Here is a 13,576-nt window from a genome sequence, read left to right on the forward strand (position 1 = left end):
TGAAGTATTAGCTGACTTAGTCGTTGAAAAGTTACAGAACGATAACTAATCATGACGGGGCTAGGAATTATGTCCCAGCCCCTTTTATGTTAAATTTTATATCAAAACTGAATGATTAAATAAACTTCGCATCATTTACGATAACTTTCAACGTACTGTTTAAAAGAGAGTTTTAGGTTTTTTCGATTTGAATCACCTGTAATCCCCAGGATATGCCCATTATCAGCCACTCCCAAATCAAATAAGCTTCTTGATTTAGTAAATTATTCGACAAACGAATTATATCATGTAATAATTCTGCTTTATCTTTATGATATTCTGCTTTAAAATCCCAGTAACTCCCTTCTCTCTTTTCTTGTATTAAATTTATTATTTGATGATTTAACATCACATTACACTCCTTCTTTAAATTAAGTATTCTCTTTCGAAACCAATTCTATATGGGCGAATTTTACAAAATAGTAAAACTATCATTCATTTTCCATTTGTCCTCTTATTTGTACACAAAATAAGAACAAATGTTCCCTTTATTGCTGTTAATTCTACTTTATAATATAAATAAAGTAAATATAACCAATAAAGCAAGTTTGAAAGGACAATCACTTTGAATTTTACAAATTACAAATATTTTACTGGAAAAGATTTGATGAAGGAATGTAACTTGAGTGAAAAAATGTTTAAGAACAGTATGAATAAGCTCAAACGCGTATATAAGTTAGATATAAATAGGTACAAATCAAATCCATCAGCAACCAATAGTGGTTACAGTTTTAACTTATTTGAATTAGAGTTATTTAAAATTTTGCTAAACACTATTGAGGACTTTCCTGTTCCTACATCTGCTAAAAAATTTGATGACATAGATTTAAGAGAGGAGGCATTAAAGAAAAATAATAGTCAATTTATTAGCTATATTACTAATATCAGCGATTCAATTGATAATATTAAAAATGATGCATTAAAAGCGCAAATTTATGCATCTGAAAACTATTCTTTTACTTTAGAATGGCTTAGTGCTCAGTCAAAGTGTAATGATGCATTGTCTTCATTTTTTAATTATACAAATTCTCTAGATTTAGATAAGAGTTCAAAATTATATAGAAAATTAGCACATAGAATTGACGAGTTACTGTTTGAAACATTAATGGAAGATAATATTACATTTGATAATGACTTCAATTTCAAGCAATTATATAAAGCTCATCAATATAATAAAGAAAACAATCCCGAAAATTTTATTATATACAACCAAGTAGAACCTGATGATTCCAAGTATTCAAATGTAAATCATGAAGTAGCTAGATATATATCAAATGAGCCAACTATAGATGAGTATAGTGAACGTAATGATAACAAATTATTAGATTTTTTCATTATTGATATATTAAACAAACTCTACCTTCCAAGTTTAAATAAAAGAATCAATCATAAAATTGTAACTTATGATATACAAAATGATGATGAATCGAAAATCCGTGAAAAATTAAGAAAAAAAGAAATTGTAAAATACCCATTCAACGTTAATGGATACTTTCTCGGTATTGAAAATGACTTATTTTCTAACTATCAAAGAATTATTAATACTATAAATCAATATAAAAACAGTACTTTTGATTTACTAAATTTTGAATCACGTCTAGACAATATAATAAATAGCTCCAAGCCATTAATATCAAACGATAAGTTTTTCCATATTTATAAAGAATTTTATTTGTCATTATCTAAATTTTCTAACCTATTTTATACTAATCGCCAATCTTATATTGATGATGGTATGAGTCCAAATCAAGTAGAGAGCTTCTTAAATGACTTGTATCGAATTCATCTTTTATTAGATAAATATTCATTTAATGAAGATATTGAGCCACTTTCAAAAATAAACATTACCGAATTAACGAACGCTTTCCACTTATTTGAAGAAATAAAATCTACTCAAATTAAAGACGAAATCGTCAGTAAACAAGTCAATGATTTATCTAGTTGGTCTATCGCAAAAACTCTAAGTGAAACCTTAGACAATTTAAAATTTGAATAGCACTACCAAGAGAGGTCGTCCATTTTTTTTGTTTATGGACGACCTCCTTATTTGCGTTTAATTCTCCTTTAATATGTATTTAGCAACACAAATTTAATGCTTATATAGCAAAGGAGAGATTTATTATGACTAACAACATATTCAAGCAATATCCATATTTTTTAAATTCAAATGGCTTTTATGAAGTGATTCCACCTAAAAGTAACAATGATGTAGAAAAAATTATTCAATTGTCTAGTCCCATCATTATTGAAAATAAATTTCTCGACCCGTCTACAGGGGTTGAGAAGTTGATTATTACAGATGGAAAAAATATTGAACGTATTGAAGCATCAGATATCTTAACATCTTTCAAGCTACCTGGATTGATTAAGTACGGCTTCAACATCAATGAACGGTACATTAAATCATTAAGCTATGCGTTACAATCGATGCGCCAGTCACTTCCATTATCTAAATTATATACCGGCGTAGGTGTATTACAGTCTGATGAGGAAGGTATGGTCATTTCATTGGATAAACCATACTTTTCAAAAGAAATAGAGCAATCTCAAGCTAATGAAATCATTTGTGAAACACACTATGATTTACAACCAAAAGGTACTTTCAAAGGCTGGTGGGAGATGTACTTAAAACAAGTTAAAGGGAACTTACTACTAGAACTTGCAGTAGTATTTGCTGCTTCTTCATTAGTTACTGCGTTCCTAAAAACAAGACATGAGGTCGAGTTTGCGGGAACCATATTCTCATTTATGGGAAATTCAAGCACAGGTAAATCGACAGCAGCTGCTTTAGCTGTTTCAATAGCCGGCAACCCTACTAAAGGCAGTAATACCCTGTTTAGATCATGGAATGGTACTAGAAACGCGCTTGAAGGATATTTAAGTAGTAACTTTGGTGTGCCTATCGTATTAGATGAATTGTCAGCTGCAACCTTCAAAGACACTACTGGATTGTTGTACAGTTTGGCAGAGGGACAGGGCCGACAACGCTCTAATATTGATGGTAATGTCAAAGAACTCAAAAATTGGGGCACTACAGTGATAAGTACCGCAGAACACAGTATTTTAAATGATAGTGCACGTAATGATGGTTTGAACGTCCGTACGATTGAAATATCTGAAGCCTTTACAACAAGTGCTGACAATGCAGATGCAATTAAAAGGGCTACATCGGTCAATTATGGCCATATAATGCCATTAGTAGCTGAATATCTTTTAAAACGTGAGGACGAAGTAATTAAATGGTTTCATGCGGAACATGATTGGTTCAAAAACCAACTAAAAAATGAAACGAGTAATACTGGTATTCGTATGTTCAAACGCTATGCAGTGATTGCGACATCTGCTCGGATATTCGAACGTGTTATTGCAGTACCTATTGATATAGATGCAGTAAGAGAATACTTGGTTAGTTATCACTTGGAGTCAGTTTCAGAACGCTCACTAGCAGAGAAATCTATCGAGGTCATTGTTCAGTTTGTAGCGCAAAACCGGGGGAAATTCTCTGAGGATACCAAGCTATCAACAATGATTGAGAATTATGGACTTATTGAACTCAAAGAAGACCACATACAAGTTAAAATCCTGAAAAATGTATTTAAAAATATGTTGAATGAAAATCAATTCCAAGATGTAAATATTGTAATTGATGCTTTACGAGACAAAGGTTATATCCATTCTGATCGGAACCGTAAAACAACAAAACGTAGCGTTCCAGATACTAATGGCAAAAAGAAGACTATTGTCTTTTATCATCTTAAGCTAGATATGACTTATGCTTCAATGTTTGGTTTGAGTTCTAAAACAGAACCTAGTATACCACCATTCGTTGATAATACAAATAAAAATTTGCTAGAAGATTTTGTAACGAAAGCTAAACAATCCGAAGCAAATGACGATTTAGGATTATAAAATATCGCTATAACAACCTAAAGGCTGTTGTAGCTTACTTAATCAAATACTTGGAGGAAATTAAAATGAATACCAAATTCAAATTAATACAATACACATTATGCTCTTTGGTCGAATTAGAGAATCAACAATTAGTCGTAAACTATATTGATCATAACTATGATATAGAATCCTATACGTTAACTGAGACACAACGTAAACTCTTGATACTTTATAAATTTCACCCTGAATTTATGAATGAGGTAGCTCTCACTAATTTCTTTGTGAAAAGTACAAGAGACGACAGAATGACTGTTTATCATATTATCAAATTTTTAAATATTTTATAGAATCGGAGGTCTTTTCATTGGACGAATTAATCACATTACTCGCTAATTTAGTGATTGAAGAAATCAATCACGTTGATGACTAATAATAACGCCCAACACCTCACTGGTGTTGGGCTTATATATAAATTCGTTCATAAATATATATTATCAATTTGGAAGGAGGAAACAGGATGAAACAAGCAATAGGTTATCTACGTCAAAGTACACTCAAACAACAATCACTCTCAGCCCAAAAACAAACCATCAAGGCATTAGCCGAAAAGCATAATATTCAACACATTACCTTTTATAGCGATAAGCAATCAGGTCGAACTGATAAACGCAATGGTTACCAACAAGTCATTACGCTAATTCAACAAGGTCACTGTGACGTATTATGTTGCTACAGACTGAATCGATTACACCGAAATTTGAAAAATGCTTTGAAACTTATCAGATTATGTCAAAAGCATCAGGTTCATATCTTAAGTGTCTGTGATGGCTATTTCAACTTAGACTCATCTTTTGATCGTTTAAAACTTAACATTATCATCAGCCTTGCAGAGTTAGAATCTGATAATATCAGTGAACAGGTCAAAAATGGACTACGCGAAAAAGCACGCCAAGGTAAACTCATTACAACTCACGCCCCTTTTGGCTATCACTATCACGATGGGACATTTACTATAAATAAGGATGAAGCACCTACTGTAAAAGCCATATTCGACGACTACGTGGAAGGTTACGGATACAAGAAAATTTCTCAACGCTTATAAAAATCCAATCACCTCATCAACCGAAAACCTTTCCAAGTGCGTTGTATTATCCTAAATCCTAATTACTGTGGCCGAGTGCTAAATCAATATGGACAATACGATAATATGTTCCCCCCTATTGTTTCAGTCAGCTTGTATGAATACGCTCAAAAGGTTAGAAACCAAAGACAAGTTAATCGTAGATCTTCAGACAACCGACTCAAACAAAAAATCAAATGCCCTTGTTGTGGTTCAACCCTTACCAACATGACCATTAGAAAAACCAATCATTCATTACGTTATTATGTCTGTCCTAAAAACATGAATGCATCACGTTTCATATGTGACTTTAAAGGCATAAACGCTGAAAACCTAGAAAAACAGGTCTTAGAATCTTGCCAAAAATTCTTTCGAGACCAACAGCTCTATTCGAAAATCAAACATGCTATTGAGAAACAGCTCAAAAAACAAAGGATGCATGATACTAGTAACACATTAACTCAGGAAAAGCTTATTGAAAATTTAGCACAAGGAAAAATTGATGTAGAAACATTCAGAGAACAGTCCCAATCAATTAATCTACAGAATAAACCTATACAAGCAATAAGTGATACTCAGTTACAAACATCACTACAAAAGGTTATACAGAAAAGTTTCACGTTAAACATGCTGTATCCCTATATTGATGAAATTCATATTACTAAAAATAAAGAATTAAGCGGAATCTATATAAAAAATGAGCCACTAAACATCGTTAATCAAACGATACAATCATCAACTGGCTAAACAAGAAAGGATAAATCAGCTATGCAACAACTCAAACAAAAACGTGTCGGTATCTATGTTCGTGTATCAACGGAAATCCAAAGTACTGAAGGCTATAGTATCGACGGACAAATCAATCAAATCAAAGAATATTGTAACTTTCATCATTTCGAGGTCAAAGATATATACGCCGATCGTGGTATATCAGGAAAGTCTATGAACCGTCCTGAACTTCAACGTATGTTACATGATGCAAATGAAGGTCTCATCGATTGTGTCATGGTATATAAAACAAATCGACTCGCACGTAATACATCAGACTTACTCAAAATTGTTGAAGACCTTCATCGTCAAAATGTCGAATTCTTCAGCTTATCTGAACGTATGGAAGTCAATACTTCTTCTGGTAAACTCATGTTACAAATACTTGCGAGCTTCTCAGAATTCGAACGTAATAACATTGTCGAGAACGTATTCATGGGACAAACCAGACGTGCTCAAGAAGGCTATTATCAAGGCAATATTCCACTAGGATATGACAAAATACCTGATAATAAACACGAACTGATGATTAATCAACATGAAGCGAATATCGTGAAATATATATTCGAATCTTATGCCAAAGGACATGGTTATCGTAAAATTGCCAATGCCCTCAATCACAAAGGATATGTTACTAAAAAAGGTAATCCTTTTAGCATCAATTCAATAACCTATATCTTAGTCAATCCATTCTACATTGGTAAAATTCAATTTGCGAAGTATAAAGATTGGAATGAAAAGCGTCGTAAAGGACTGAATGATAAACCTATTATAGCTGATGGTAAACACCCTCCTATTATTAGTCAAGAATTATGGGATAAAGTCCAATCACGCAAAAAACAGGTCAGTCAAAAACCTCAAGTTCATGGTAAAGGAACCAATCTATTAACAGGTATTATTCACTGTCCACAATGCGGCGCACCTATGGCGGCAAGTAATACCACTAATACACTCAAAGATGGAACTAAGAAACGTATTCGCTATTATTCTTGTAGTAACTTCCGAAACAAAGGCTCAAAAGTATGTTCTGCGAATAGCGTTAGAGCTGATGTTATCGAAAAGTATGTTATGGATCAAATACTTGAAATAGTCAAAAGTGATAAAGTCATTAATAAAGTCTTAGAACGTGTCAATCAAGAGAATAAAGTCGATATTGGTGCATTGAACCATGATATTGCTTATAAGCAACAACAATTTGATGAAATACAAGCTAAATTAAATAATTTGGTTAAAACTATTGAAGATAATCCAGACTTAACGTCCGTACTCAAAGAAACCATACACCAATATGAAACGCAACTCAATGATATCACAAACCAAATGAATCAACTCAAGCAGCAACAAAATCAAGAGAAACCATCTTATGATACGAAACAAATCGCTCTCCTATTACAACGAATATTTCAAAACATAGAATCCATGGATAAATCACATCTTAAAGCATTATACCTTACGGTCATTGATCGTATCGATATTCGTAAAGATGGGAATCATAAAAAGCAATTCTATGTCACACTCAAGCTCAATAATGAGATTATTAAACAACTTTTCAATAATACTCAGCTCGACGAAGTGCTTCTCAGCACTTCGTCTTTATTTTTGCCTCAAACACTCTACTTTCAAATCTAATATCTATGTACTGTCCTTTCGTCATCCAATAACACACATCTCATATATTCTATCCATAGATGAAGCTAGCCTAACGAACACGCATGCTTATATTGTATGACGAAAGAACATCCCAAAATAAAAAATGAACGGGATGATAACGGGATTTGATAAATCTATATAAGAAAAGGATTACGCAAGCGTAATCCCGAAATCCCATTATTATTTATAAATAAATAATATAAAAAGAAAAAGTAAGTCGTACTGACATCTACAAATCCAAATAATATATAAATATATAGCTATATTTCCCGAGAAATGAGCGGGATAACGGGATTTCCTTGTCATACCAACAATTGTCATGACTTTCGATTGGGATATTTTCTATATTTCAGTGGGATTTCTAGGCGAAACAAATGGTATTTCAAACTTATATTATCAAAATGATGTATCACATGCATACATCCGTCAAACACATTAGGAGGTCATAATGATGACACTAGAACAACAACTCAAGCACTATATAACCAACTTATTCGAACTGCCAAAAGATGAAAAGTGGGAATGTGAATCTATCGAGGAAATCGCTGATCATATCTTACCTGACCAATATGTAAGGCTTGGGCCACTCAGTAATAAAACACTTCAAACCTACACCTACTACTCTGATACACTTCACGAAAGTAATATCTATCCTTTCATTCTCTACTATCAGAAACAGCTCATAGCCATTGGTTATATTGATGAAAACCACGATATGGATTTCTTATACCTACACAACACTATCATGCCCCTTTTGGATCAACGATACTTACTAACAGGAGGACAATAATATGCATAAATACATCAAAATTACACAACTCGTCATTACAATTCTTAGTGAAATTATCATTTGGATGAAAGAATCAGAACGAAAGGAAAACGCTTATGAATAGATATATCACTCGTGGTATTGCCAATAGCTTACCTATCATCTTACAACATCAATTATGGCAACTCGTAGCACGACGAGAACAAACACAATCAAAAGGCAAGGAATCATTGGATTATTTTCATATATTCCAATTCAATATGTACAATAACCAACTATATATCAAACACAAACAAGAACGTCCTGAGTATGTCAAAACGCATAAGGCAAATGTCAAACAGTCTATCGATATCAATAAGGTCTACATTATCCGAGAAGATGATGTAGACCTTTCTTATTACGTCATGTTGTTACCTGAAGAATACTAAAGGAAGTGAATACTATGAATACGGTCAAAAGCACCATACACACAGAAGCAATTTTTAGCGACGATGAACAACATCGTTACTTACTCAAAAAGACTTGGGATAAAAACAAACCCGCATGTACAGTGATAACGATGTATCCTCATTTAGATGGCGTATTATCACTCGATCTTACCACTGTTCTAATTCTTAATCAATTAGCGAATTCTGAACAATATGGCGCAGTATATCTTGTAAATCTATTCTCTAATATTAAAACTCCAGAGAACCTTAAACATATCAAAGAACCTTTTGATAAACACACAGACATCCACTTGATGAAGGCGATTAGTGAAAGTGACACAGTGATTTTAGCCTATGGTGCTTATGCGAAGCGACCAGTTGTCGTCGAACGTGTAACACAAGTAATGGAAATGTTAAAACCGCATAAAAAGAAAGTCAAAAAACTTATTAATCCAGAAACAAATGAAATTATGCATCCACTCAATCCTAAGGCACGTCAAAAATGGAACTTGAAATAAAAAAGGTTTATCTATGAACCATGACACTACACAATCAGACTGGAGAACGGTTGCTAGTCGCTTATCATCGCAAAATTATATATCAATCGCAAAAGGACTAGCACGTCATTTTACAGCTATTGAAGAAAAGGAATTACTGGATAAAATTTATAACGTTTTTATGAATAATGATGCTATAATAACGATATTTAACACTGATTCACAAGAAATTATTAAGTACTATCTATCAAAATGAAATATATGTTTCAATAAAACTAGAGCCTCCTTCACTTTGCGGTGAAGGAGGCTCTATTATTTTTTATTTTCTTTACTCTATTTTATTGATAACAGAAATTTTCATATTTACTTATTAGTATCAAGTGTTGTAGTTCTGTGTATCCCTTATCAGATTTCCACTTAATATTCTATCATTTACATTATATTTAAACGTGTAACTAGCACAAGCTATTGAATTACTAGCTATTGCAATTAACTATTTCAGTTAATTCTTTAATCGTTAAAGTTTGATTAGCATTTCTATGAATCACTTTATGCCCATTAGAACTTAGTAGAACCATATAATTTAGTAAATCTACTCTAACCTTTTTAATAAACATTAGTTTTAAATCATAAATTTCAATATAATCTTCTTCCCACAATAACAGTCCATGAGAAAGATAAATGTGTGCATTTTGCAAATCTATCGGACCTTCTCCTACTCGTGGTATAAGTATTTTTTGTTCTACTTTCTGCATTTGAATTGTGTTATAATTATGAGATGATTTTTATAAATAGAAGTAATTTGTTTGGTAAATGTAAAATGGTAATTTCAGTTAATAATATGTTGAATTGTGTTAATCAAACAACATTTAGCATTCAATCTGTTTTTGATTAACATACATTTACTTGGGTATTATTAACTTTAACTAAACCAAATTTCAAATTCAGAAAAATCATTCATTTTACAACTAAGGGTACTTGAATACAGTCATACTATTTCAGTCATAACCTTACTCATGAAAGGGAAGAAAAATATGTCAGAAGATAAACTGCAAAGAGAGTTGAGTAATAGACATATTCAACTTATCGCTATCGGTGGCGCGATTGGTACAGGATTATTCCTTGGATCAGGAGAATCTGTACATTTAGCTGGTCCATCTATTTTATTAACTTACGTTATTGTTGGCTTTGTATTATTTATGTTTATGAGAGCAATGGGCGAAATTCTTTTATCAAACTTAGGGTTTAAATCGTTTGGAGATATTGCCCATCATTATATCGGTCCAATTGCTGGATTTATGGTTGGTTGGACATATTGGCTTACTTGGATTATTTCAGGTATGGCTGAAGTTACAGCAGTTGCTAAGTATGTCTCATATTGGTATCCGACTGTACCTAACTGGCTTACAGCTGCATTTACTATTTTAATATTAGTAGCTTTAAACTTATTCAGTGCAAAGTTATTCGGAGAATTAGAATTTTGGCTTTCAATAATTAAAGTTATAACAATTGTAGCTTTAATTATTGTAGGAATCGTAATGATTGTGCTTGGAATGAAAACGTCATACGGCCAAGCAAGTGTAACAAACCTCTGGAGTAGAGGTGGCTTTTTCCCAAATGGCATTCAAGGCTTCTTGATGGCCTTTCAAATGGCTATCTTTTCATTTATTGGTATTGAGTTAATCGGAATTACAGCTGGGGAAACTAAAAACCCACATAAAACGATTCCTAAAGCAATTAATAATGTACCTGCACGTATTCTGATTTTTTACATTGGATCATTAGCAGTCATTATGTCTGTTGTGCCCTGGGATAAATTAAATCCTGCTGATAGCCCTTATGTAAAATTATTCGGACTAATTGGAATTCCATTTGCTGCAGGTATCATTAATTTTGTTGTATTAACAGCGGCTGCTTCATCGTGTAATAGTGGCATTTTTGCAAATAGTCGTACTATGTACGGTTTAGCAGGTCGTAAACAGGGACCACCATTCTTACATAAAACAAATAAGCATGGTGTACCTCATTATGCAATTCTAGTAACTTGCGGACTATTAAGTATTTCTATTGTTTTAAATGCAATATTTAAGGATGCAACAAAAGTATTCGTCCAAATTACAATATTTTCAACAGTATTGAACATTTTAATTTGGACACTTATCATGATTGCCTATTTAAATTATGTCAAACGTAATCCTGAATTACACAAAGACAGCAAATTCAAAATGCCTGGTGGAAAATATATGGCCTTTGCAATTTTAGCTTTCTTTGCTTTTATCTTTATAATCTTATTAATTAACAGCTCAACAAGAATTGGCGTATTATTTATACCGGTATGGGCAATCATTCTTTGGATTATGTATCAAAAATATAAAAAAGAATCTGATAAAGCGAAAGTTGAAATGGAATAATATTAACAACACATTCCCTATTATTTGGAGAATGTGTTGTTTTATTTAGAATTTTCATGTAATAAATAAAGGTATCTTCAGCTCTATTTTTATAATTTTGTAGTAAGCATAATAAATCAGAAGGATTAGAGAATAGTGAGAAAATGAGAAATAGTATGGATTAAATTGTTAAATAGAGTAATTACAGTGAATGATGACTTATTTATTATTTATACTTATAATGCAAGTATAAATAATAATTTTAGGAGTGGAATTATGAAACTAAGAGCATTAGAAGTTAGTGACTTACCTTTTGTTCATGAATTAAACAATGAATATTCTATTATGTCTTATTGGTTTGAAGAGCCTTATGAAACTTTAACGGAACTTCAATATTTATTTGATAAGCATTTATTAGATGAATCAGAAAGACGTTTTATTGTTGAAGATGAAAATCAAGTGGTCGGTATTGTTGAATTAGTAGAAATTAATTACATCCATCGTAATTGTGAAATACAAATAATTATTAAACCTGAATTCAGTGGTAAAGGATATGCAAAGTTCGCATTCGAAAAAGCCACAAGTTATACTTTTGATATTTTAAACATGCATAAGATTTATCTATTTGTTGATACAGATAACGAAAAAGCTATTCATATATATAAGTCACAAGGATTTAAAAAAGAGGGATTACTCAAAGAGCAATTCTATACTAAAGGTAAATATAAAGATGCATATATTATGTCATTATTGAAATCTGAATATATTTAATAGTATAAAGATAACTCCCCCTATTCTTCTGTCTGCGTTTAAACTTTTTTATTTTTAAATTATATTTTTTAAAAAATACTAATATTTTATATAATTTAACAATAAACAATTATTATGCCTATAATATGAAAACGTTAATAGTTTATGCGACCCGAAATCGAAAAGCCGTAAAGTTAAAGTACCTGATTTTTATACAATAAATTTCCAGTCAGTAGCATAAAAAGATGATTTCAACGGGTTAAGCGATGAGACATTTTTTATCTAATTTGAAAAATTATCAACTGAAATGACTAGATTTTGCCGTTATTAATAATATAAACAAAAAGTAGTTTTACTTTACTTTCAATCTTATAATGACATCATTAACCAAATATTCAATAATCATACATTAGACGAAGTGCTCCTCAGCACTTCGTCTTTATTTTTGCCTCAAACACTCTTTCTTCAAATCTAATAAAAAGTAAGGTGCAGTTATATACCTCACTTATCTTCATCATATTCAAATGGAAATCTGTATGGATCTTCCATCAGACACTTTCTCTTTGCATCTAATTCAGGTATACCTTCTTCATCTGCAACAGCATCATCAAAATTCAATCCTAAATCATTCAAAGCTTTTTCAAAACTTACAAGTTCTTTCTGCATGTGCGACCATACTTCATCAGTAATATATATATTCCATTATGCAAATGATAACCATTAATGAAACCATTCATATCATACTTCAAGTCATCATCTGAATAATGACCATATTTACTAAAACTTACCACTAGCTTCAACTCCTTTGACTTTCACTTTAGTCAAAGTTATATGTATTTCAACTTATTCAGTGTCCTTTCGTCATTCAATAACACCTATCTAACAAATATCTTCAACACGCTAACTACTCATGACTCAATGTGAAGCTTATATTGATATGACGAAAGAACATCCCAAAATAAAATACAAGCGGGATAGTAACGGGATTGGATAACTTCATGTATAAGAAGGATTACGCAAGCGTAATCCCAAAATCCCATTATCATTTATAAATAAATAATATAAAAAGAAAAAGTAAATCATAACTACACCTACAAATCCAAACTATATATAAATATATAGCTATATTTCCTAAGAAATGATCGGGATAACGGGATTTCCTTGTCATATCAACAATTATTACGACTTTCGGTTGGGATCTTTTCAGTATTTCAGTGGGATTTCTAAGCGAAACAAACGTTATTTCAAACTTATATTATCAAAATGATGTATCA

12 protein-coding genes and 1 pseudogene are annotated in these 13,576 nt (G+C 31.8%); 10 read left to right on the top strand and 3 right to left on the bottom strand.

The window, feature by feature from the left end; genetic code table 11:
• Positions 1 to 172: 172 nt before the first annotated feature.
• On the bottom strand, positions 173 to 388 hold the full coding sequence (locus HMPREF3270_RS12720) for a hypothetical protein (protein WP_256324390.1): 216 nt from the start codon (positions 386 to 388) through the stop codon (positions 173 to 175).
• 216 nt (positions 389 to 604) lie between these two features.
• On the opposite strand from HMPREF3270_RS12720, the gene HMPREF3270_RS12725 reads away from it, so the two are divergent.
• The 8 genes and pseudogenes from HMPREF3270_RS12725 (at position 605) to HMPREF3270_RS14345 (ending at position 9,418) form a co-directional block, all read left to right on the top strand.
• The gene (locus HMPREF3270_RS12725) at positions 605 to 2,035 is read left to right on the top strand and encodes a DUF6038 family protein (RefSeq protein ID WP_031880301.1); all 1,431 of its coding nucleotides are present in this window, start codon (positions 605 to 607) and stop codon (positions 2,033 to 2,035) included.
• A gap of 125 nt (positions 2,036 to 2,160) precedes the next feature.
• Positions 2,161 to 3,948, top strand: a complete 1,788-nt coding sequence (cch1, locus tag HMPREF3270_RS12730; protein WP_070849337.1) for a cassette chromosome replicative helicase — start codon at positions 2,161 to 2,163, stop codon at positions 3,946 to 3,948.
• A gap of 499 nt (positions 3,949 to 4,447) precedes the next feature.
• A pseudogene (gene ccrA, locus HMPREF3270_RS12740) lies at positions 4,448 to 5,797 on the top strand (cassette chromosome recombinase CcrA).
• A 21-nt stretch (positions 5,798 to 5,818) separates the two neighbouring features.
• Entirely contained in the window at positions 5,819 to 7,447 is a 1,629-nt protein-coding gene (gene ccrB, locus HMPREF3270_RS12745) for a cassette chromosome recombinase CcrB (RefSeq protein ID WP_070849343.1), read from the top strand.
• A gap of 472 nt (positions 7,448 to 7,919) precedes the next feature.
• Positions 7,920 to 8,258, top strand: a complete 339-nt coding sequence (locus HMPREF3270_RS12750; RefSeq protein ID WP_031914243.1) for an SAUGI family uracil-DNA glycosylase inhibitor — start codon at positions 7,920 to 7,922, stop codon at positions 8,256 to 8,258.
• 95 nt (positions 8,259 to 8,353) lie between these two features.
• On the top strand, positions 8,354 to 8,665 hold the full coding sequence (locus HMPREF3270_RS12755; RefSeq protein ID WP_070849349.1) for a DUF960 family protein: 312 nt from the start codon (positions 8,354 to 8,356) through the stop codon (positions 8,663 to 8,665).
• Positions 8,666 to 8,679: 14 nt separating this feature from the next.
• Positions 8,680 to 9,183, top strand: a complete 504-nt coding sequence (locus tag HMPREF3270_RS12760) for a DUF1643 domain-containing protein (RefSeq protein ID WP_070849352.1) — start codon at positions 8,680 to 8,682, stop codon at positions 9,181 to 9,183.
• A 13-nt stretch (positions 9,184 to 9,196) separates the two neighbouring features.
• The gene (locus HMPREF3270_RS14345; RefSeq protein WP_070849355.1) at positions 9,197 to 9,418 is read left to right on the top strand and encodes a hypothetical protein; all 222 of its coding nucleotides are present in this window, start codon (positions 9,197 to 9,199) and stop codon (positions 9,416 to 9,418) included.
• Positions 9,419 to 9,638: 220 nt separating this feature from the next.
• Here the strand turns inward: HMPREF3270_RS14345 and HMPREF3270_RS12770 are convergent, their stop codons facing one another.
• Positions 9,639 to 9,917 (bottom strand): hypothetical protein, encoded by a 279-nt coding sequence (locus tag HMPREF3270_RS12770; protein WP_138108248.1) that lies wholly within the window; start codon positions 9,915 to 9,917, stop codon positions 9,639 to 9,641.
• 279 nt (positions 9,918 to 10,196) lie between these two features.
• On the opposite strand from HMPREF3270_RS12770, the gene HMPREF3270_RS12775 reads away from it, so the two are divergent.
• Positions 10,197 to 11,573 (top strand): amino acid permease, encoded by a 1,377-nt coding sequence (locus HMPREF3270_RS12775; RefSeq protein WP_070849359.1) that lies wholly within the window; start codon positions 10,197 to 10,199, stop codon positions 11,571 to 11,573.
• Positions 11,574 to 11,828: 255 nt separating this feature from the next.
• On the top strand, positions 11,829 to 12,323 hold the full coding sequence (locus HMPREF3270_RS12780) for a GNAT family N-acetyltransferase (RefSeq protein WP_061054980.1): 495 nt from the start codon (positions 11,829 to 11,831) through the stop codon (positions 12,321 to 12,323).
• A gap of 480 nt (positions 12,324 to 12,803) precedes the next feature.
• Here the strand turns inward: HMPREF3270_RS12780 and HMPREF3270_RS13840 are convergent, their stop codons facing one another.
• Entirely contained in the window at positions 12,804 to 12,968 is a 165-nt protein-coding gene (locus HMPREF3270_RS13840) for a hypothetical protein (protein ID WP_226956313.1), read from the bottom strand.
• Between the last annotated feature and the right edge of the window lie 608 nt (positions 12,969 to 13,576).

The organism is Staphylococcus sp. HMSC65H10, assembly GCF_001839185.1.
GTDB lineage: Bacteria > Bacillota > Bacilli > Staphylococcales > Staphylococcaceae > Staphylococcus > Staphylococcus simulans.